A 20,172-nucleotide genomic window follows, 5' to 3' on the forward strand; every position below is an offset into this window, starting at 1 on the left:
ACACCACCCGTTCATCGATACTGCTACACTCTGTCATTTTAGACAGATTCAGCAATTTTTCTAAGTATGTTTATTGATTAAATTTGTGAACTTTTTGGCATTAAACTTGTAACAAAATACTAAATATGCAAAAACGGGCTTCTTTTCAGAATCACCCGTTTGTTTCTGCTTGGATTAATTTGCCAATAACCATGCGGCTGCAATGGTCAACAAAGTCCCTGAACCACCATCAATCCATTTTTGCTTACGTTCATTGATGTGCTGCTCTTTGGTCAATTGAGCAATCAAAAGGCTCAAACCACAATACACTAAGAATATCAAAGCAATAAAAATTGCTGACAAGGCTAAGCCTTGAAACACGGTGTTGCCTGATTTATCGATGAATTGTGGCAAAATCGCAAAATAGATCAACATGCCCTTTGGATTTAACAATGCCGTAACAAAGCCTTTACGAATAGGATTTGAAACTGCTTTCTGCTCAATACGTAATGTCTTTTGGCTAAATACTGATTTAATCAAATGAAATGCCAAATACAATAAATAGGCGATCCCCAAATATCGAATCGTCTCAAACAATACTGGGAATGAAACAATAATTGCGGCAATGCCAAGCGCAACCAGAATCGAATGAACCAGATAGCCAGAACAAATACCGATTGTCGCCATCATGCCTGCTTTCGCATCTTTACCTATCACTTGTGACAGGATAAATAATATATCTGGTCCTGGTGTGAAAATTAACGGAAGTACCGTTAAGGCAAAAAGTACAAATACAGACATCTCTTTTCCCTTTCTGAAGTTTGACTGAGAGAAGAAAACAGTATCTTTTAAAATGCTTAAAATAGGATTTCAAATATTCTATAATAATGCTTATTTTTCAAATTAAATTCTAATTTATGAAAATTTCATCTAAGACTATTCTAATTAAGTTAGACCGTATTGATAAAAATATCATTCGTGCTTTACAAGCCAATGGTCGAATCCAAAATAATGATTTGGCTCGTGAGATTGGGCTCTCGCCCTCATCATGCCTAAGACGAGTTCGACTCTTAGAGGAAGCCAAAGTTATCCAAAACTATACAACAGTGGTGGATCCACAAAAAATTGGCTTTCAATTGATGCTATTCTCAAGAATCTGGTTGTTAGGCCAAGATGCTGAAACCATTGATACCTTTATTGAAGCAATGAAAGAACTGCCTCAGGTCATGGAGTGTTATATTATTTTGGGTGAATGTGATGCGATGTTAAAAGTGGTGGTACCTGATTTAGAAAGCTATCGTAAATTTCAGTCGACACATTTGACCAAAAAAAATGGTATTACCAGTGTAAAAACGGATGTCCCAAGTCAAATCATTAAACAAAGCTTTCAATTACCTCTTGAAGATTTGTAATTCAAAAAATACGATTGGTGAATATGAAAACATTCAATCCCTCCGTTCAACTAGAAACACCCAGACTTATGCTTAGACAATGGCAAGCTTGTGATTTTGAAGCTTTTGCAGATTTAAATGCTGATCCAGACGTTATGCGGTATTTTCCAACGAACTTGTCAAAAAACGAAAGTGACCTTTTGGCACATCGATACCGTATACAAAATCCAAAGCTGTAACGCTGGTCAATATGCGGGTTATCTCTGCGATGTAAAATTGTATATCGCAAAAGAAAGATCTGCATATCGAGCCAAATGTGACTGAGGCAATACGTTAACAATTATCGCTCTTTTCTATCTAAGCAGTACTTTGATCAGGATGCTCAATAAAAATGATTTATGAATTATGTACAGATCGTCTTTTACTTCGACAATGGCAAGCTTCTGATTACGATGCATTTGCAAAAATCACAGCAAACCCTGAAGTGATGCAATTTTTCCCCAAAATTTTAAATCGTGAGCAAAGTGACGAACTGGCAAATCAGATTAAATATTTAATCGAAATCAAAGGCTGGGGACTTTGGGCCGTTGAATTGATTGAAACCCAAGAGTTTATTGGGTGTGTGGGACTACATCAACAACCCTCAAAATTTGAATTTTCACCATGTATAGAAATTGGCTGGCGACTTGATCCAAAATTTTGGAATAAAGGCTATGCAACAGAGGCAGCTCAAGCATGCCTAAGATTTGCATTTGAAGAACTGAATTTTCAAGAGATTGTTGCATTTACAGCTAAACATAATCTTGCTTCGCAAAATGTCATGAAAAAAATTGGAATGAGCTTTTCTCATGACTTTCTACATCCTGATTTTGATGAGCACCATCCACTACATGAAGAGAAGCTCTATCGAATTCAAAAACAAGATTTTCAATTTGAGTATTGAACTATTTCGCCATGCTTGCTAAAAAATCGCGATGAATATGGCTTAAATCAATCAAATCTTGATTTTTGAGCTCCAGCACTTGCCAAATCTCAATAAAGTCTTCTTTTAAATCAATATGGTTAGACACTGTTTGAGCCGCTTGCCATTGTTGGTCTGATATCCATAAATAGGTCTGATTGGTTGCGGTATTTACAGCTTGAACTTTACCCTCAGCATTGATACCCAATACTTTTCCTTCTTGCGGTAAGGTTGCCTCAATTTTGGGGAGGCTGAATTCTACAAAATGTTTAATTTGACGTAAGCCATAGCCCTTAAAAATTTCTTTTTGAGCGTCAGTCAGTTGCTTATATTTTTGTTCAAGTTCAGGGATCATTGAAAGACCTAATTTTTCTGCAAAATTGAATCAATAGAAATGTATTGAATAAATACCAAACCTAGATATACATGAGAGCATTTTTAAAAACAATTATCTATTCGACTTTTTTCTGTGCTAAATGTGTTTAAGCACTATGCATTTTATTAAAAAACCAACTGTGCTTTTCACTAGGTCTATTCGCTACAGAATAGAAAGATCAACGCTTAATAAAGCCTTATATTCAAGGTCAATTTTTTATTTTTGATGCAGCAGCTCTTGGATGTGCTTGATCATAGACTTGTGCCAGGTGATCAAAATCGACATGGGTATAAATCTGTGTTGTGGTTAAATTGCTATGTCCTAGCATTTCTTGTACTGCACGCAGATCGCCACTATTGGATAACATATGACTGGCAAAACAGTGACGCAATAAATGTGGGTGTAAATCAACATTTACCCCTGCACGTAGTGCTTGGTATTTGACTCGATTTTCAATCTGACGTGGGCTAATACTTGTGCCGCGTTGAGTAATAAATACTAAAGATTCAGGGCTGAACTCCCCCTGCCAGATTCGATAGATTTTTAACCATTCAATCAGACTCTCTCTCGCTTTAGAGCCGAAAGGTACGATTCGAGTCTTATTCCCCTTACCCGTGATACGCAATAAATGACGGGTAAAATCAATATCTCGTATGGTTAAACTTTGCACTTCCGCCAAGCGTAGGCCACTGGAATAGAGCAACTCGAGAATAGCCTTATCTCGTAACCACAATTGCTTCTCGATTGGCTTTTCAGGTTCAGGCTGATCCATGATTTGATTAACCGTTTCAATATCGATCATCCCTGGTAATGGTCGAGCTTGCCGCTTTATCTGAAAATCATCCGCGGCATTGATTTCTAAATAACCACCTTGTTTGGCCCACTTCATAAACTGACGAATTGAAGTTAAATGCCGTTGTAAACTACTGGTCGAAAGCTGATCTTTTTCAACCCGATAAGCTACATACTCTCTTAAATCAGCAGCTTCGACTTGCTTTAACTCAATCTGCTTGTCATAACAAAAATCAATAAAGTTGGATACATCTCGAAAATAAGCATCTAAGGTATGTACCGATTGATTCTGTATTTTCCGATCCTTAATCCACATCGAGAGCAATTGCATTGCACCGTATTGCATAAGCTCTCCTTTGATCAAAATAGCAAATGATATAATCTGATTGAAAAATATCAGTCTTGTAAAACTGTATACACCACGCCATTGATGACTTCTGCCATCTTATTTAAATTGAGTTTTTCAACAGTATCCTCTTGGGTATGATAATGCTTATTTCTAAAAAAAGCCGTATCTGTGATCATAATAGCAGGGATATCGAAGCGCCAATAATTCAAATGATCTGAGAAATCCACGCCTTGTACAAATGATGGCGCTATCAATCTTTGACAATCAAGGCGTTTTAACGCTTTCATGGCATCACAATATTTTTCGCCCAAACCACGTGAAGTGAAATTACTCACTGCGCCAATAAAATTTCCATGTTTGGGATAAAACAAAGCTAATCCCGATGGATAATCCTGAACATTTTTATGGTCAAAATATCCAATCATTTCCAAAATATACACCGCTTGAATTTGATCTTTTTGTTTTAAAATGGATTGTGCATGAATATAACTCCCCATATGTTCAGTACGGAAATACGGAGGTTCTTCCAATGTATAAAAGACAAAATCAACATTCTGTTTAAGACTGGCTTTATTGGCTGCTAAAATTCGCGCAATCTCTATTAACCCCACCACACCAGAAGCATTATCATCAGCACCTTTGAAATTTCCATAAACATCATAATGTGCACCAACAATCACTTTTTTGGCATGACCCATTTGTAAGTGACAGATTACATTTCGATAGGTTTTGCCTTTGACTTGATAAGGCTGGTATTCACAAGGAATCGCAAACTGTTCAAGTTGTTGTTTAATGAATGCCGCAACTCGATCGAGCTCTTGAATATTTTGATAATTTCGAAACGCTTGTGGGTGAATCACTTGTTGTAAATAACTGTTTAAACGATCAGGTTCAGCTTGCTGATCATAGCGTTGTTCTGCAGCGATACTCCCTGTTGAAAGCCCACAGCTGAGCAATATAATGAAAAGATAGTTTAAATTTAAAAAATTTGGATAAGCTATTTGCATGTATAAATCCAATTTAAAAGCGTGTTGGTATAGCTATAATTTAAAAAAACAGCAATTAGACATTCAGTTCTTGTTGTACGCCTGAGAATAACCAATATCACGCTATAATGATGCAATTACCACGTTAGAAATTGTTAATATGAAAATCCGTATTCTGACCATTGGTCAAAAAATGCCTGCTTGGGTATTAACTGGTTTTGAGGATTACTTCAAAAGAATCCAACCTTTTGTACAGACGCAAATTATTGAACTCCCGATGGCAAAGCGTGGCAAAAATGATTCCGAAGCAGATATTTTAAAATATCGCCAAATTGAGGGCGATAGTATTCTTAGCCAACTGAAACACAATGAAGTATTGATTGCACTTGAAGTGGGCGGACGTGAATTTAGTACTGAAAAGCTGGCTGAAACCATGAAAGGCTGGATGCTTGAAGGTTATGATGTTGCACTGGCCATTGGCGGACCAGATGGGCATTCTGAAGCCGTGCGAAAAGCTGCTGCTTGGCACTGGTCACTGTCAAAACTAACTCTGCCCCATCCATTGGTTCGGGTTATGCTGATTGAACAACTTTATCGTGCGATGAGTATTAACCATAATCATCCGTATCATCGTGCAGGCTAGTCATGTAATTGGGCAAAAGTTGCATTGATGAAACAGTCTGTTGAAATAAAAGGCTTATTCAGAGCATACATTTTAGCTAGAATGGGCAATTCACGCTGTATTCAATGATCATTTAGGCACAAAGGTATGAACTTACAAACACTCCCAGGTTTATTCATTTCACATGGCTCCCCCATGCTTGCGCTAGATCCTGAACAAGTCGGTCCTGCACTACATCGTCTTGGTCTAAATTTGCCAAAACCACAAGCCATCGTGGTGATGTCTGCCCACTGGGAAAGTGAGGCTTTAGAAGTCAATACAGGTGTACGCCCTGAAACATGGCATGACTTTCGTGGTTTTCCTCAAGCGTTGTATGAGATTCGCTATCCCGCACCAGGAAATCCTGAATTGGCGGAAGAAATTCTACATCTCTTGGCTGAAGCTCACCTCCCTGCACATGCAAATAGTACTCGACCTCGTGATCATGGTGTATGGATGCCTTTATTACATATGTATCCTGAGGCAGATATTCCAGTCATTGAAATTTCTTTACCGATGAATATGCATGCTGATCAGATCTACCAAATTGGTCAAGCACTTGCTCCACTCCGTGAAAAACAAATTTTATTGATTGGTTCAGGCAGTATCACTCACAATTTAAGAGAATTGTCATGGAACGGCAAAGATGAGAATGTGCCTGAATGGGCATCTACATTTAGAAATTATGTGGTGAGCAAACTCAACCATAGTAATTATGATGCTGTATTGGAATGGGATAGCATTCCTTATCTACAGAAAAATCACCCAACACTTGAGCACTTTGCGCCTCTTTTTTTCGCCATGGGTACAGGCCATCGCTTTAGTATTGTGCACAGTAGTTTTTCAATGGGCGCGCTAGGTATGGATATTTATCGTTTTGACTAAAGAACCTGATTGATCAAAATTCAGCAGAAATGATAACAATTTGTTAATTATTGTTTAACTTTTAGTTATATGGATACATATTGAAACCGAATTAATAAATTGTATCCATATCTTTTAGTGTTTCATGGTTTATCCTATGCATAGTTTTTTTAAAACGTGAATAGAATATGAAATTCAAATATTTAGCATTAGCTGTACTTCCTTTAGCCCTAGCGGCTTGCCAATCTGGCGATATTCAAAAATTGGGTGATACCGCTGTGAAAGTATTACAACAACAAGGTAATGCAGAGCAAACATTAAATGCTTATCAATGGTCTTATCAACCAGCAGATACCAAACAACCTATCGTACTTAATTTTGCAGACCAACGTCTAAGTGTTGCGACTGGCTGTAACCGACTAATGACCAGTGCAAAAGTTGAAAATGGTTTATTGGTTACTGGCAATATCGCATCAACCAATATGATGTGTTCTCCTGAATTAATGAAACAAGAAAGTTTTGCTGCGGCATTGTTCCAATCAAATAAAACAGCATTTGTACTCGATACAGCAAACACTGAAAGCCCAACGCTTACTTTGGTAAACGCGACAGGTGGTAAAGTTGTATTTACAGGTAAAATGACACCTGAAACTAAATACCAAAGCCAAGGTGAAACAATTTTCTTAGAAATCAGCCCAGAAACTAAAGAATGTTCTGCTGGTGTAAGAAAAATGCAGTGCTTACAAGTACGCGAAATCAAATATGCTGACAATGGTGTAAAAACCCAAGTAGATAAAGATTGGACATATTTCTATGACCAAATCGAAGGCTTTACTCATAGCCCTGCTGAGCGCCAAGTGGTTCGTGTAAAACGTTATGAGATTAAAAACCCTGCTGCTGATCAGTCTAAATACGCTTATGTACAAGACATGATTATCGAACGTGAAACTGTAAAATAATTGTATAGAAAAGCTGAAGTTCAACTTCAGCTTTTCTTTGTTTAACTATTTATAAACACCTAGATTTAAATCAGTTTTATGCTTTTTCAATCAGACTATCAAAACATTTCTATCTTAAACTTTGCATCTTTATTTTAATCGATGCAGAACATCTAATATTGAACAATAATTAAAAAAAACAGTGAATATATACACTCAATAATAGAAACTTAAGCAATCCATAGTGATTGCAGCAAAGCTCATTTTTTAATACAGCAAGATCGATAAAGGTAAAATCATGAATCACAAATTAAGCATTGCACTACTCTTACCGTTGCTCGTCATGGCATGTAGCCAAGAATCCACAACTCAAAAAGTTCCAACGCCTGCATCTATAGAGACCCAAGTTTCAAATACAGCAACTCAACCACAAATTATTTTTTTAGAGGTCGGTCCTGAAACTCGACCTTGTACTGGTGTTGCACCACAAACCTGTCTTTTAGTTCGTGAATTAACATTGAGCGAAACTGGTCAAAAGAATTATACTGAGAAAGAAGCGAGTTATTTTTATGACTCTATTGACGGCTTTACCCATAATTCAAAGTCTACTCAAATTATTAAGGTCAAACGCACAGAAATTGCCAATCCTGCAGCTGATCAGTCTCAATACCAATATGAACTCGACTCAATTGTTGAAACCATTCCGAGCAAATAAGCTTGTCGCTGTTTTTCAAATCGCTCAAATAAAAAACCGATGCAAAAGCATCGGTTCTAAGTTCAAAATCAAACTGAGATTAGAATACGCCTTGCGCTAACATTGCATCGGCAACTTTGACGAAACCAGCAATATTTGCACCATTTACATAGTTCACTGTACCATCAGCTTGAGTACCGTATTTCACACAGTTACGATGAATTTCTTTCATAATTGCATGTAGGCGCTCATCCACTTCTTCAAATGTCCACCCCAAACGAATCGAATTTTGTGACATTTCAAGACCAGAAGTGGCAACACCACCTGCATTTGACGCTTTACCTGGTGCATAAAGGATTTTTGCTTCTACAAATTTTTCTACAGCTTCTAGTGTTGAAGGCATATTGGCACCTTCAGCAACACAGATTACACCATTGGCAAGCAGTACATCTGCATCTTCTTCATTTAATTCATTTTGAGTTGCGCATGGCAATGCAATATCACACTGAATTGACCAAGGGCGTTGACCTTCTAAATATTCAAAACCGTGTTTTGAAGCAAACTCAGAAATACGTCCACGTTTTACGTTTTTAAGTTCCATCACTTCAGCAAGAAGCTCATTAGTAAAGCCATTTTTTACATGTACTGTACCGTTTGAGTCAGATAATGAAACCACTTTCGCACCTAAGTACATGGCTTTTTCTGCAGCAAACTGCGCAACATTGCCCGAACCTGAAATCACCACAATTTTATCTTTGAAGCTTTCACCACGAGTTTTTAGCATTTCTTCAGCAAAATAAACTGTACCAAAACCTGTTGCTTCTGGGCGAGCCAAAGAACCACCGAATGATGAACCTTTACCCGTAAATACACATGAAGTGTCATTACTGAGCTTTTTCATCATACCCGCCATGTAACCTACTTCACGACCACCCACACCAATATCCCCTGCTGGAATATCTGTATTAGAACCAAGATGACGGTAAAGTTCGATGATTAATGCTTGGCAAAAACGCATGATCTCGCCGTCTGACTTGCCTTTCGGATCGAAATCAGAACCACCTTTACCACCGCCCATAGGCAGTGTGGTCAAGGCATTTTTAAACGTCTGCTCAAAACCTAAAAATTTTAAAATAGAAAGATTTACAGATGGGTGAAACCGCATGCCGCCTTTAAATGGACCAATAGCAGAATTATATTGAACACGAAAAGCACGGTTAACTTGAGTTTGACCCTTGTCATCTACCCATGAAACACGGAATTGAATCGCTCGTTCTGGCTCAACAAGACGTTCAAGCAAACCGTGCTCAGCATATTCTGGGTTTTTCTCAATAAATGGCCACAAACTGGTCATAACTTCTTCCACAGCTTGTAAAAACTCTGGTTGATTTGGATCACGTGCTTTAACGTAATTTAAAAAGTCATTCAGGCTATTATATTTCAACGCTCATTCCTCAGCAGAAAATGATACAAAAAAGGTCAACCCTTTTAATAAAATGATAAATTTTGGCGCAAAGTATTTAATCCCTTTTGTATATAATCCACAACCTTTTTTCAAATGTTTTTTCAAATAATATTTAAATTCAATATGATAATTTCTAATCAACCCCAAATAAAATGTCAATTTGTTGGCGTTTTTAACCAAAAAATATTCGATATTTTGATCTAAATTAGCGCATTCTTAGCGCCAAATTAGAGCAAAGATTTTCACTACAAAACATGCTAAAATTGCAAAATATTCTTCGCTTTTACCAAGCATTTGTTCATTTTTCTTTAAAGTTTTATTCACATGAATTCATCGCTTTCCTTCATTCAGCAAATAGATGCCATTTTGCCACAAACACAATGTGGACTCTGTGGTCACCGTGATGGGTGTCTACCTTATGCAAAATCTATTGTAGAAAAAGGCGAAGAAGCCAATAAATGTGTGCCAGGTGGGCAACCTGTTGCAGATGCGCTTGCGGATATACTCAATCGTAATAAACTCATTGCTGAACCAAGTGTCTGGCCAATTCAAAGCGATGGCCGTCCACAACGCATGAAAGCCATTATTCGTGAAGATGAATGTATTGGTTGTACCAAATGCATCAGTGCTTGCCCTGTAGATGCCATTATTGGTTCTGGTAAACTGATGCATACCGTACTTACAGATCTATGCACTGGCTGTGAACTATGCATTGCTCCCTGTCCAGTAGATTGCATTGATTTAGTTGAAGACATTCAGCCTATTCCAACTGACGAACAACGTCTCTTAGAACAAAATGACTTACGTGGTCGTTACTATGCACATATTCAACGTGAAGAAAAACAACGTATCCATCGTAAAGGCCCTGTGGTTCGTGCAGAAATCGACACTGAACTCTTTGCACAAATAACACAGCAAAGTCAGGCTTTACCTACCATTGAAATCAACCAACCCACAATAAAAAATCCAATTGTTACAGATGCGAAAACCACCATTGAATTGGCTAAACTACGGACTCAAATTAAAAAACTAGAGAAACAATTGAGTGTTCGAGCAGATGAAAATAAGCAACATCAATTAAATGAATTGATTCAACAGTTATCTGTTTTGCAAGAGGATGCATAATGACTGTAAAGAATATGACCAAAAAGCAGATTCAGATTTTCTTTGAACGATTACGTGAGCAACGCCCAAATCCTAAAACAGAACTCAATTACTCAAACCCATTTGAGTTGCTTGTCGCCGTTACCTTATCGGCTCAAGCCACAGATGTAAGTGTCAACAAAGCCACTGATAAGTTATTCCCTGTCGCCAATACTCCTGAACAGATTTATGCATTGGGTGTAGATGGTTTAAAGCAATATATTAAAACCATCGGTTTATATAATGCCAAAGCTGAAAATGTGATTAAAGCTTGTAAGATTTTAATTGAGAAGCACAATAGCCAAGTTCCAGACAATCGTGCTGATTTAGAAGCCTTACCCGGCGTAGGTCGTAAGACTGCCAATGTTGTACTGAATACCGCCTTTGGTCAGCCTACAATGGCTGTAGATACGCATATCTTCCGTCTTGGCAATCGCACTGGACTGGCAGTAGGTAAAAACGTGCTTGAGGTCGAACATCGTTTAATTAAAGTGATTCCAAAAGAATTTATTATAGACTCGCATCATTGGTTAATTTTACATGGCCGCTACTGCTGTATTGCACGTAAACCTAAATGCAATGAATGTATTGTGTCAGATGTTTGTAATTGGCCTGATAAATATGAGTTTGGCGCTGCACGCGAAGTCAAAACGAAGTAGCGAATAAACAAGAGATTTTAGCAAAGCATAATCATCGTTTAATTAAGATCATGCTTTGTCATTTTTCTAAGGAAGTTATTTTCTGAAGAAGCAGCTAGCATCTTAAAATAGTTCTCAATCAAATCTGACTTAATACCTCTAAGGGCACCCAACCAGACTGATCATCAGATAATCTGCTACACCAAATCCAGCCATTTAGTTGTTCTTCTCCAAGCAATAGATCGCCATGATCTACATTGAGTTCTTTCGCTGTGTAATCTGCGATTGCATAGCCTTGATGCTTATTGATCCATTCAATGATTTGAGTAGGAACCCACCCCTCTAATCCATTGTCGACTGTGCAGAAATACCAATTGTCCCAATTCTCCGAGCCTTGATACTTTTCGCCTATGTTCAGCAAAGTCCCCTTTGAAAAATGAATAGGCTCTAAATATTCGCTACGATGTGCTGCTATGGCAATCAATTTCATTTAGACAGTCTTCTTATAATATGAATGCTTTGAATTTAATGTAGATGGATAAACAAAACACTTAGAATTAATTGCTTACACATCTCAATCATACAAATTCATCAGTTAAATTCATCAATTTGGAAGAATGAAGCGCGATGATAGATAAGGATTAATTTATCCTCAGCATGAATCTCCCTGTTTATTTTACTTTTTATTTTCCAAATCTTTCTTTAACTTTTTAAGCCGTTTCCACTCTTCAGCCACCTGTGGATGCACTTGGTAATTGCCTGATTTTCTCATTTCACGGCGTTGCTGAAGCTCTTCTTTTTGTGCTTTGCGTAGCAATTTAAAGCTCATATACAATAAGCCCAAAAGAAGCAATATACTCAAAATGACCAAGGCAATTAATACGAACTTCACTCTTTACGCCACTCTTGCAAAAAAAAAGAGACCTAATATGAATCAGGTCTCTGTTATTGTCAAAGCTTAAAAAAATGCTTTGAATGCGATCTTATTTATCTAAAATCGCAAATAAATCTTTTTGGACATCTTCTATTGGACGTAAACCGTTCAATTTATTATAAGTCGGTGCATTTTCCCCAGAAGCTGCACGTCCTTGATAGAAACCAACAAGCTGTTCAGTTTCATTATGATAAGAGCCTAAACGCTTACGAATCGTTGCTTCTTCGTCATCTGGACGTTGCACAAGATCTTCGCCAGTTTCATCATCTTTACCTTCCACTTTCGGTGGGTTATAAATCGTGTGATAAACACGACCAGATGCTGGATGCTGACGACGACCAGAAAGACGTTTTACGATTTCTTCGTCTGGTACTTCAATTTCGATTACATGGTCAATGCTAATCCCTTCGTTCTCTAAAGCCTCAGCTTGAGGAATCGTACGTGGGAAACCATCGAAAATACAACCATTTACACAATCAGGTTGTGCAATACGTTCTTTCACTAAACCGATAATAAGCTCATCAGATACTAAACCACCTGATTCCATTACACTTTTAGCTTTAAGACCTAATTCAGTACCTTCACGAATTGCAGCACGGAGCATATCACCGGTTGAAATTTGTGGGACATTGTAGCGCTTACAGATCAACTGAGCTTGTGTACCTTTACCTGCTCCAGGTGGTCCGAGTAATATAATGCGCATAAAAAAACATCCTCATTTAAAACAATATGTATGATACCGTTTGCCATGACAAATTAAAACTTATCATCGTAATGGCATCAAATTTATAAGAAAGCCACAAATAAATGTATTAGACCAGCAAAAAATCCAGTCACACCACCGAGTACAATCAAAATCCATTCGTCTTCCTGAAATGCAGGACGTAACAGGTTTTGAAACTCTTTTGGGGTTAACTCTCTAATCCGCTCTTTAAACATCTGAAAAATTTTCTGTGCACGGCTCGCATTAAACGCAGGGTCGCAAACAGGCACCATCGTAATTTCAATTGACCGATCAATCAAGTCTGTCTTGAGTTTTGCATACTCTTTTAGTCCTAAAGACAATTGTAAAGAGGTCCGAACCAATGGAGTTTCCATAATTTCGTTAATATGACGCTTTACAATACGACGGGTTTTTTCTTTCTTAGGACCATACATCATTTCAGTCATGATTGATTTTAACGTAATCAAATCTTCAGTCACGACACTTGCAAAAACATCTGACACTTCTTCTTGGCGCTTCATAAACGCACCCTGAACATTATAAGTGCCAATTCTTGGAATAACAGGTTTAATCCATGGAAATTTTCGATCTTTTGTACGTTCAAAAAATTGTGGATAGCGTACGTAATGTGGCTCTACTGGATTGAAAACCATCCAGATTGCAATCCAGTTGGTTAAAAAGCCCCAAACTGCTGCAAAGAAAGGTACCGTCCAATGTTGTGGTACAAAGACATAAACAAACATTTGGAAAATACCAAAGAAACTCCCGATTACAGCACTAATATGCCAAATAAAGTTAATTTCTTTTTGCCCAACTTTTAAAAACATACGGACCATCAAACGGCGATCGCCTTCCATTTGAGTAACGACCATATCCCGCATGTTGACCAGTGACTCGACGTTCATGGTCAGTTCGGTCACGAGTTCTCTTAAGACACCCGGCAATTGTTTATGCGCTTGACCATAAATTCGTCGTTTAATCGAATAAGGTAAGTTTTCCCACAAAACAGCATTACGATCTAACATCACCTCATCAATCAAATGCTCAAGCTCAAAACCAACTTGTTCACCGATAATCCGAGCCATATCTTCAGGGTCCATTGCATCTAAAAATTCACGCAAAGAACCCAGTTTGGATAATGTATTGTCTGTGATGATGCCTGAAATTCGCCCAGCTTTGCGTGGCACAATCCCTTGCCAACCCACGGGTAAGGGACCAATATGAAACCCCCAAAACGTGATTGGATAAAATACCATTTTCAGTGCCATCCAAACGTGTGCCCACGTTACAAAGGCTGTCACTGGGATGATACTTAAAATGGCAAGATGATCAGGTCGAGCTGTAAAAGCGTGCCACAAACCATTAACGTATTCCAACATGCATGACTCTCGTATTTATTTCTATTTGCGGTCGAAGGATATGGATAAAATCATAAAAACTTTAGAACCCGACACTTAAGGTATAAGCAAATTGTATTTGTGGACGAGTTTCCAGGACCATATCTCCATTTTTATTATGAAGTTCACTACCTGCACCCATCCCCACACTAAATGTACTTATACGCTCTTTATTCAATAAAACATAAGATAAATCGGCACCACCACCATATTGGACTTCATCACTTCCGTCCACTTTTTTACTTTTAAGTGTTCCGCCATAGACCCCAAGATAGAATCCATTTTTATCTTTACCATTTAATACTACAGGAATTCTATAGCCGACTTGACCAGCAAATTCATGGTCGCCATTATAAAAAACACCTAATTTAGTATACGCAATTCCATAAGGATTTACCCATTCACCATTCGCATGGACCATCTGTTGCGTTACACCCGCACCGATATTCCATTTAGAAGCATCTTCAGGCTTAAACTTTGCCTCTGGTAAAATTCCCTTCATATCTGGCAAATAATCTTTAACATCAGCATGCGCGAAATTTCCGACAGCTACTAACATTAATAAGGGAAAGATTTTTTTCATTATTTTCTCCATTATCCCTAATCTTAACTTAGGTCGAATCTATTTATCCTTAAGGCTCGACTTTAACAGAATTATTTTGGCACTCATATACAAAACGCTATAAATTTAATGTCGCTAAGGTCAAATCCATACAGGCTCTGTTGGCAATTTCTCAATGTTTACAACGATGCGTATTTTTCAGGTGAAATGTCAACGGCCCTGCATAAGGCACAACAAATTTGTTGCAGAGATTGAGTTAAAATATATTTTGATGAGTTATTTGTGTTTTTTAATTTTTAAGACTCAATCTGGGGTAAAATGTTTGACCCCTAAATTCACCCATCTTTAAGTACTAAAGCCGACGACGTATGAAGCAGCAGTTTCCTCTAAAAAATGTCCAACAAGAAAAACGCATCTTTCGTAGTCGTGTCTTTTTTGCGATTGGTATTGTTTCATTTTTTATGTGCCTTCTGGTTGCACGTTATGCTTATCTGCAAATTTTTCATCATCAAGAATTTAGTGAAGCATCAGATAAAAACCGTATTCGACTCCAGCCTATCGCACCAGCACGTGGCTATATTTATGATCGTAATGGGATTTTACTGGCAGATAACTACCCTGTTTTTACTGCAACCCTCAGCAAAGCCGATGTCGAAGATATAGATGATACAGTTAAACGTTTAATTCCAATTTTAAATCTGAGTCAAGAAGATATTGACCGTTTTAACAGTCGGATTAAAGCCTCTAAAAAAACAGAACGAGTCACCTTAAAGCTTAACCTAACAGAACAAGATATTGCGCGCTTTAGTGAAGTCAAGTTTCAATTTCCGGGTGTTGATATCGAAACACAAATGACCCGCTATTATCCACATGGTGAGCTATTTGCCCATGTTATTGGCTATGTGGGTCGTATTAACGATAAAGAACTCAAGGCAATTGATAAAGATAGTTATGCTGGAACCAACCTGATCGGGAAAATTGGTGTAGAAAAATCCTATGAAGATTTACTGCATGGTGTTCCTGGTTATGAATCGATTGAAGCCGATGCACATGGTAATGTCTTACGTCATTTAGGCCGTAAAGAGTCAACTCGAGGCAATGATTTATATCTTTCACTCGATTATGGTCTGCAAACCATTGCAGCAGAACAGCTTAAAGATCGTCGTGGTGCAATCGTCGCAATTGACCCACGTACTGGTGAAATATTAGCACTGGTGTCAAGCCCAAGTTTTAACCCGAACTTATTTGTAACAGGTATTGGACATGCAGACTATACAGCCTTGCGTGACAACCTAGATCAACCGCTCTATAACCGTGCGGTCCAAGGAACTTACCCTCCCGGCTCTACCATTAAGCCGATGGAAGGCTTAGGCGGTATTCACTTTAAAACGGTGGATTGGGGAACTGCTATTTCCGATCCTGGCTATTTCCATTTACCCGGTGATTCACATAAATTCCGTGACTGGAAAAAGACTGGACATGGCTCAGTCAACTTACATAAATCCATTGTGGTTTCTTGTGATACTTACTTCTATATCTTGTCTTACCAGATGGGTATAGATCGCATGAATGAATGGATGCGCCAATTTGGTTTCGGTGAAAAAACCGGAGTAGATTTACCAAGCGAAAGTACAGGTCTATATCCAAGTCCTGAATGGAAAATGCGTACCCGAAAAAGCAAATGGCTCAAAGGTGAAACCATTTCTGTCAGTATTGGTCAAGGTGCGTTTACTGCGACTCCATTACAACTTGCGATGGCAACAGCAATTACCGCCAACCACGGTGCACATGTCACACCGCATGTATTACGTGAATCCAAAGGGGCGAAAAAGCATGAAGTACTCAATGCCCCGACAGGAAAAATCAACTTCAGTGGTACAGATGAAGACTGGATTAAAATGCGTGATGCAATGGTTGATGTTATTCAAACAGGTACAGGTCGTGGTATCCGTACACCAATGTACCAAATCGCAGGTAAAACCGGTACAGCACAGGTCAAGAGTATTGCCCAAGGCAAACGCTATAATGAAGCTGCACTTTCAGCACGCCAGTTAGACCACGGTTTATTTGTTGGCTTTGCACCTGCTGAAAACCCTGAAATTGCCATTGCCGTGATTTGGGAAAATGGTAAGCATGGTGGTTCTGCCGCTAAGATTGCTCGTCCTGTGTTTGATTACTGGTTGCTGACTCGCAAAAAGAATCCAATTGTACCGCTTAACCATCAAGTCAGTGGTGGCTTAATGACAGCAGGCATCAAACCGGGTGAACTGCCAAGTGGTGATGTTTCACTTGCAGCAGATCCAAATGCCTTGCCTAAACCTAAGCCAAATACACAGTCCAATACGGCTAGCCAAAACCGTATACCAGCTCAAGGTCATAATACGACCACAGCTCAACCCACTCCTCCACCTGTACCTGAGGCTGATATCAGTGAATAATAAAGTGAAAAACCAATTACGTATTATTGGTGGAGAATGGAAACGTCGAGTTCTTCCTTTTGCTGATATCGATGGTTTACGTCCTACCCCTGATCGAGTACGTGAAACATTGTTTAACTGGCTAATGTGGGATATTCAAAATGCCAAAGTCTTAGATCTTTGTGCTGGTTCAGGTGCTTTAGGATTTGAAGCACTTTCACGTGGTGCACGTCATGTCATCATGATTGAACCCAATGCCACGCAAGCTAAATTTTTAAAAGACAATATTCAGTTGCTTAAAGCTGAAAACTGTCAGCTGAAAATTCAAACAGCACAACAAGCCTTATCTAATTTAAATGAACAGTTTGATTTAATGTTTTTAGATCCACCCTATAGTTTGAATTTATGGGATGAATTGGCTCAAAAGGCAGATCAATACTTATCTGATCAAGCATTGATTTATGTAGAAGCGGATCGTGGCTTAAATCAACTGAATTTACCTTCAACATGGCAATTACAGAAACAAACCAAAGCTGGTGTAGTACAAGCAGGTTTATTTAAAAAAATAATCTAGGGTATTGCTCTCCTGCGGTATCCCCTACGAAAAAAGGGCAGTATTGCCTACACAAATATATTTAAACTTTCAATGTAAAGTGCAACAGTGCCACCCTACAAAAAAAAATTAATTAAAAAATGGGCATAGATTGCCCATTTTCATATTTAAGATAAAGAATTAACGCCCTTTCCAATTCCAGTCACGATCATTGCGATCTCGGTCATAACGACCATCACGACGCTGATCCCAGCGATGATCCGAATCATGTCGCTGATCATAACGACCATGACCACCTCGATGACCATCATCAAATGGTGCAACAATACAGCCAGTTAATGAAATAGCAACTACACCCAACACAATAACTTTATTTAACATGATGACTCACCTCTTCATCTCATTTTGTTTAAGTTAATCTTTTAATGTGTAGTGCTAAACAAGCTTATGTTTCAAGTTGTAGTATTTCCACCATGATTTCTTCATGGTAATAAAAAATGATCGATAAGATATTTATGATTAATAGGTCAGCGTTCTAATCCAAAACAGACGCAATAGTTGACCACGATCATAAGGAAAACTAGAGATGTATTCATAACCCACTTTGTTTAAAGCATTGATCTTAAATTCAATACCATAACCAAAAGAAAGATAAAGCTCACTTGACGCAGGATTATCATTTGAAGGATTGAGCAATGAGGTCTTTAATTGTTGTACATTATAAGCAGTATAATTAAACACACGAATACGCTCATTTTCATAAAATTTATTGGTTAAAATTGAATAATCTGCCAATTCATGCTCATGCTGTTCTGCTAACTTTTTTTGCAATTGATCTTGTTCAAAAAAAATATCATTTCGCTCAGTGGTCATTTCAGTATTACTTAGGCTATTTTCTTGATTTTCAATTTTAAATATTTGCTCATCTTGCAATTGATCTGGTTGTCCTAATAATTCATCTTGATATTCTACAACTTGATTTTGTGCCTCTTCTGGCATAAGTGCCAGATCATCAAAAGCATAAACATTTGAGTTTATAAAAAATATATACATGACCATTAAATTGAGCAGGTAAATAGGTCGCATGGTTGGTCTAATCAATTCATCATTTTTATCGGAGTTATACCAATCAAAAAACAAGATGGTTGTCTCCTCTATTTGTTTATAAGTAACTTAAATGATCAGCCTAATTGTAGCCTACATATAGATCAGAATGGATAAAGCACATCCAATATAAAATGCGTTTCATTTTAATTATAGATAATATGATCAATATGTTAAACCAATCCACTATCATTCTTAGCCATCATTTCATCGATAGGATTTAAAAAGTTTAATTATTTGAATATTCATATGTAATTAATGCACTAAGATGCTTAAATTCCTCTAGATATTTTTTATATTTTTAATTTTGCATCGGTGCAATTGATAAACTTTGTAACTCATCTCTCAATCGAAGTGTCTGATCGATAAAAGTGCTAAAATTAAATTGATATCAAACGAGTTGATTTGAACATGGAAATACGAGATCAAATTATTCTAGTAACTGGTGGCGCACGTGGTCTAGGACTTGCAATTACCCATGCTTTGATTCGTGAAGGCGCAAGAGTTGTGGTGAATTATTTCAATAGTGAAGAATCCGCACAACAACTTGCTAAGGAACATGCCGAACAGGTTTTTATTTACAAAGCAGATGTAACTGATACAGATCAAGTCAACACGATGTTTAAAAAGGCAAAACTGCATTATGGACATGCAATCACCTCAGTGATTAATAATGCGCTATTGGCATTTAAATTTGATGGTGATCTACGTCCAAAAGTTGAAACGTTGAGCTGGCACAGTATGCAACAACAATTGGACAGTGCAGTAAAAGCCGCTTTAAACACCACCCAAGCTGCACTAGAAGATATGAAAAAAGATCATTTTGGTCGAATCATCAATATTGGAACCAATCTTGTACAGAATCCTGTGGTTCCTTATCATGATTATACTGCAGCTAAAGCAGCACTTTTGGCCTTTACCCGCACCACTTCACATGATTTAGGTCAGTATGGCATTAATGTAAATATGCTTTCAGGTGGTCTATTACGTAAGACTGATGCCAGCAGTGCAACACCTGATCAAGTGTTTGATTTGATCGCTGCCTCTACGCCCTTGCAAGAAGTCACCACACCTGAGCAGTTTGCAGATGCCGTACTGATGTTTTTATCACCGTGGTCACGCGCTGTAACAGGACAAAATTTGATTGTGGATGGTGGTTTAGTCAAAGGCTAATCACAGATCACCCATCTTATATAAATCTCCTTTATCTTGATCACAAGATTAAACACTAACCATCAAGAAGC

General features: G+C 37.9%; 24 protein-coding genes. 12 read left to right on the forward strand and 12 right to left on the reverse strand.

Annotated elements, in window-relative coordinates:
* Positions 1–174 precede the first annotated feature (174 nt).
* Positions 175–780, reverse strand: a complete 606-nt coding sequence (locus AC07WY_RS07200) for a LysE family translocator (RefSeq protein WP_494736057.1) — start codon at positions 778–780, stop codon at positions 175–177.
* A 116-nt stretch (positions 781–896) separates the two neighbouring features.
* Here AC07WY_RS07200 and AC07WY_RS07205 point away from each other — a divergent pair, with 116 nt between their 5' ends.
* The 3 genes from AC07WY_RS07205 to AC07WY_RS07215 all read left to right on the forward strand — a co-directional run bounded on the left by AC07WY_RS07205 (position 897) and on the right by AC07WY_RS07215 (position 2,313).
* Positions 897–1,391 (forward strand): Lrp/AsnC family transcriptional regulator, encoded by a 495-nt coding sequence (locus AC07WY_RS07205; RefSeq protein ID WP_004717233.1) that lies wholly within the window; start codon positions 897–899, stop codon positions 1,389–1,391.
* 68 nt (positions 1,392–1,459) lie between these two features.
* Positions 1,460–1,609, forward strand: a complete 150-nt coding sequence (locus tag AC07WY_RS07210; RefSeq protein WP_494736235.1) for a hypothetical protein — start codon at positions 1,460–1,462, stop codon at positions 1,607–1,609.
* 152 nt (positions 1,610–1,761) lie between these two features.
* On the forward strand, positions 1,762–2,313 hold the full coding sequence (locus tag AC07WY_RS07215; RefSeq protein WP_096734789.1) for a GNAT family N-acetyltransferase: 552 nt from the start codon (positions 1,762–1,764) through the stop codon (positions 2,311–2,313).
* Between the two features lies 1 nt (position 2,314).
* On the opposite strand, the gene AC07WY_RS07220 is transcribed toward AC07WY_RS07215, so the two are convergent.
* From AC07WY_RS07220 to AC07WY_RS07230, 3 genes are all read right to left on the reverse strand, one after another.
* Positions 2,315–2,686, reverse strand: coding sequence for a hypothetical protein (locus AC07WY_RS07220; RefSeq protein WP_004717237.1), 372 nt, complete (start codon positions 2,684–2,686; stop codon positions 2,315–2,317).
* Between the two features lie 229 nt (positions 2,687–2,915).
* The gene (locus AC07WY_RS07225) at positions 2,916–3,815 is read right to left on the reverse strand and encodes a tyrosine recombinase XerC (protein ID WP_162242547.1); all 900 of its coding nucleotides are present in this window, start codon (positions 3,813–3,815) and stop codon (positions 2,916–2,918) included.
* An 80-nt stretch (positions 3,816–3,895) separates the two neighbouring features.
* Positions 3,896–4,855, reverse strand: a complete 960-nt coding sequence (locus AC07WY_RS07230; protein WP_494736058.1) for a M28 family peptidase — start codon at positions 4,853–4,855, stop codon at positions 3,896–3,898.
* Between the two features lie 139 nt (positions 4,856–4,994).
* On the opposite strand from AC07WY_RS07230, the gene rlmH reads away from it, so the two are divergent.
* The 4 genes from rlmH (at position 4,995) to AC07WY_RS07250 (ending at position 8,012) form a co-directional block, all read left to right on the forward strand.
* Positions 4,995–5,477 (forward strand): 23S rRNA (pseudouridine(1915)-N(3))-methyltransferase RlmH, encoded by a 483-nt coding sequence (gene rlmH / locus AC07WY_RS07235; RefSeq protein WP_004717243.1) that lies wholly within the window; start codon positions 4,995–4,997, stop codon positions 5,475–5,477.
* 126 nt (positions 5,478–5,603) lie between these two features.
* Positions 5,604–6,380, forward strand: a complete 777-nt coding sequence (locus AC07WY_RS07240; protein ID WP_004717246.1) for a dioxygenase family protein — start codon at positions 5,604–5,606, stop codon at positions 6,378–6,380.
* A gap of 167 nt (positions 6,381–6,547) precedes the next feature.
* The gene (locus AC07WY_RS07245) at positions 6,548–7,318 is read left to right on the forward strand and encodes an META and DUF4377 domain-containing protein (protein ID WP_004717248.1); all 771 of its coding nucleotides are present in this window, start codon (positions 6,548–6,550) and stop codon (positions 7,316–7,318) included.
* 277 nt (positions 7,319–7,595) lie between these two features.
* Complete coding sequence (locus AC07WY_RS07250; protein ID WP_262086604.1) at positions 7,596–8,012, forward strand: DUF4377 domain-containing protein; 417 nt, start codon at positions 7,596–7,598, stop codon at positions 8,010–8,012.
* A 79-nt stretch (positions 8,013–8,091) separates the two neighbouring features.
* Here the strand turns inward: AC07WY_RS07250 and gdhA are convergent, their stop codons facing one another.
* A complete protein-coding gene (gene gdhA, locus AC07WY_RS07255; RefSeq protein WP_004823182.1) occupies positions 8,092–9,435 on the reverse strand; it encodes an NADP-specific glutamate dehydrogenase in 1,344 nt (447 codons plus the stop codon).
* 345 nt (positions 9,436–9,780) lie between these two features.
* Here gdhA and AC07WY_RS07260 point away from each other — a divergent pair, with 345 nt between their 5' ends.
* On the forward strand, positions 9,781–10,581 hold the full coding sequence (locus tag AC07WY_RS07260; protein WP_494736059.1) for an RnfABCDGE type electron transport complex subunit B: 801 nt from the start codon (positions 9,781–9,783) through the stop codon (positions 10,579–10,581).
* Positions 10,581–11,258, forward strand: coding sequence for an endonuclease III (gene nth, locus AC07WY_RS07265; RefSeq protein WP_034612511.1), 678 nt, complete (start codon positions 10,581–10,583; stop codon positions 11,256–11,258). Before AC07WY_RS07260 ends, nth begins: the two co-directional genes overlap by 1 nt.
* Positions 11,259–11,376: 118 nt before the next feature.
* Here nth and AC07WY_RS07270 read toward each other — a convergent pair whose 3' ends face one another.
* The 5 genes from AC07WY_RS07270 to AC07WY_RS07290 all read right to left on the reverse strand — a co-directional run bounded on the left by AC07WY_RS07270 (position 11,377) and on the right by AC07WY_RS07290 (position 14,875).
* On the reverse strand, positions 11,377–11,727 hold the full coding sequence (locus AC07WY_RS07270) for an SH3 domain-containing protein (protein WP_262086606.1): 351 nt from the start codon (positions 11,725–11,727) through the stop codon (positions 11,377–11,379).
* 186 nt (positions 11,728–11,913) lie between these two features.
* Entirely contained in the window at positions 11,914–12,129 is a 216-nt protein-coding gene (locus AC07WY_RS07275; protein WP_151956223.1) for a hypothetical protein, read from the reverse strand.
* Positions 12,130–12,220: 91 nt separating this feature from the next.
* Complete coding sequence (gene adk, locus AC07WY_RS07280) at positions 12,221–12,874, reverse strand: adenylate kinase (RefSeq protein WP_004717260.1); 654 nt, start codon at positions 12,872–12,874, stop codon at positions 12,221–12,223.
* Between the two features lie 83 nt (positions 12,875–12,957).
* Positions 12,958–14,274 (reverse strand): DUF445 domain-containing protein, encoded by a 1,317-nt coding sequence (locus AC07WY_RS07285; protein ID WP_004717262.1) that lies wholly within the window; start codon positions 14,272–14,274, stop codon positions 12,958–12,960.
* A gap of 61 nt (positions 14,275–14,335) precedes the next feature.
* On the reverse strand, positions 14,336–14,875 hold the full coding sequence (locus tag AC07WY_RS07290; protein WP_004823189.1) for a hypothetical protein: 540 nt from the start codon (positions 14,873–14,875) through the stop codon (positions 14,336–14,338).
* Positions 14,876–15,222: 347 nt separating this feature from the next.
* On the opposite strand from AC07WY_RS07290, the gene mrdA reads away from it, so the two are divergent.
* Together mrdA and rsmD are read left to right on the forward strand one after the other, a co-directional pair.
* Positions 15,223–17,292: a penicillin-binding protein 2 gene (gene mrdA / locus AC07WY_RS07295; protein WP_262086607.1), complete on the forward strand. Its 2,070-nt coding sequence runs from the start codon at positions 15,223–15,225 to the stop codon at positions 17,290–17,292.
* Positions 17,293–17,296: 4 nt separating this feature from the next.
* Entirely contained in the window at positions 17,297–17,845 is a 549-nt protein-coding gene (gene rsmD / locus AC07WY_RS07300; protein ID WP_035371214.1) for a 16S rRNA (guanine(966)-N(2))-methyltransferase RsmD, read from the forward strand.
* Between the two features lie 159 nt (positions 17,846–18,004).
* Here the strand turns inward: rsmD and AC07WY_RS07305 are convergent, their stop codons facing one another.
* Both AC07WY_RS07305 and AC07WY_RS07310 read right to left on the reverse strand, forming a co-directional pair.
* Complete coding sequence (locus AC07WY_RS07305) at positions 18,005–18,205, reverse strand: hypothetical protein (protein ID WP_004823192.1); 201 nt, start codon at positions 18,203–18,205, stop codon at positions 18,005–18,007.
* Between the two features lie 138 nt (positions 18,206–18,343).
* Positions 18,344–18,964 carry a hypothetical protein gene (locus tag AC07WY_RS07310; RefSeq protein ID WP_494736060.1) on the reverse strand — a complete coding sequence of 207 codons (621 nt, stop codon included), beginning with the start codon at positions 18,962–18,964 and terminating at the stop codon, positions 18,344–18,346.
* A 375-nt stretch (positions 18,965–19,339) separates the two neighbouring features.
* On the opposite strand from AC07WY_RS07310, the gene AC07WY_RS07315 reads away from it, so the two are divergent.
* Positions 19,340–20,101 carry a 3-oxoacyl-ACP reductase gene (locus AC07WY_RS07315; RefSeq protein WP_494736061.1) on the forward strand — a complete coding sequence of 254 codons (762 nt, stop codon included), beginning with the start codon at positions 19,340–19,342 and terminating at the stop codon, positions 20,099–20,101.
* The last annotated feature ends 71 nt before the right edge of the window (positions 20,102–20,172 follow it).

The sequence above is a fragment of the Acinetobacter sp. GW821-FHT01C12 genome, from assembly GCF_059422625.1.

Bases quoted from the DNA above. Each gene is read 5' to 3' on its own strand.
- AC07WY_RS07270 (WP_262086606.1), bottom strand. From the start codon at position 11,727: ATGAAATTGATTGCCATAGCAGCACATCGTAGCGAATATTTAGAGCCT.
- mrdA (WP_262086607.1), top strand. From the start codon at position 15,223: ATGAAGCAGCAGTTTCCTCTAAAAAATGTCCAACAAGAAAAACGCATC.
- nth (WP_034612511.1), top strand. From the start codon at position 10,581: ATGACTGTAAAGAATATGACCAAAAAGCAGATTCAGATTTTCTTTGAA.
- rlmH (WP_004717243.1), top strand. From the start codon at position 4,995: ATGAAAATCCGTATTCTGACCATTGGTCAAAAAATGCCTGCTTGGGTA.
- adk (WP_004717260.1), bottom strand. From the start codon at position 12,874: ATGCGCATTATATTACTCGGACCACCTGGAGCAGGTAAAGGTACACAA.
- AC07WY_RS07305 (WP_004823192.1), bottom strand. From the start codon at position 18,205: ATGTTAAATAAAGTTATTGTGTTGGGTGTAGTTGCTATTTCATTAACT.
- AC07WY_RS07250 (WP_262086604.1), top strand. From the start codon at position 7,596: ATGAATCACAAATTAAGCATTGCACTACTCTTACCGTTGCTCGTCATG.
- AC07WY_RS07285 (WP_004717262.1), bottom strand. From the start codon at position 14,274: ATGTTGGAATACGTTAATGGTTTGTGGCACGCTTTTACAGCTCGACCT.
- AC07WY_RS07200 (WP_494736057.1), bottom strand. From the start codon at position 780: ATGTCTGTATTTGTACTTTTTGCCTTAACGGTACTTCCGTTAATTTTC.
- AC07WY_RS07260 (WP_494736059.1), top strand. From the start codon at position 9,781: ATGAATTCATCGCTTTCCTTCATTCAGCAAATAGATGCCATTTTGCCA.
- AC07WY_RS07205 (WP_004717233.1), top strand. From the start codon at position 897: ATGAAAATTTCATCTAAGACTATTCTAATTAAGTTAGACCGTATTGAT.
- AC07WY_RS07220 (WP_004717237.1), bottom strand. From the start codon at position 2,686: ATGATCCCTGAACTTGAACAAAAATATAAGCAACTGACTGACGCTCAA.
- AC07WY_RS07240 (WP_004717246.1), top strand. From the start codon at position 5,604: ATGAACTTACAAACACTCCCAGGTTTATTCATTTCACATGGCTCCCCC.
- AC07WY_RS07230 (WP_494736058.1), bottom strand. From the start codon at position 4,855: ATGCAAATAGCTTATCCAAATTTTTTAAATTTAAACTATCTTTTCATT.
- AC07WY_RS07290 (WP_004823189.1), bottom strand. From the start codon at position 14,875: ATGAAAAAAATCTTTCCCTTATTAATGTTAGTAGCTGTCGGAAATTTC.
- AC07WY_RS07210 (WP_494736235.1), top strand. From the start codon at position 1,460: ATGCTTAGACAATGGCAAGCTTGTGATTTTGAAGCTTTTGCAGATTTA.
- AC07WY_RS07225 (WP_162242547.1), bottom strand. From the start codon at position 3,815: ATGTGGATTAAGGATCGGAAAATACAGAATCAATCGGTACATACCTTA.
- AC07WY_RS07245 (WP_004717248.1), top strand. From the start codon at position 6,548: ATGAAATTCAAATATTTAGCATTAGCTGTACTTCCTTTAGCCCTAGCG.
- AC07WY_RS07315 (WP_494736061.1), top strand. From the start codon at position 19,340: ATGGAAATACGAGATCAAATTATTCTAGTAACTGGTGGCGCACGTGGT.
- AC07WY_RS07215 (WP_096734789.1), top strand. From the start codon at position 1,762: ATGATTTATGAATTATGTACAGATCGTCTTTTACTTCGACAATGGCAA.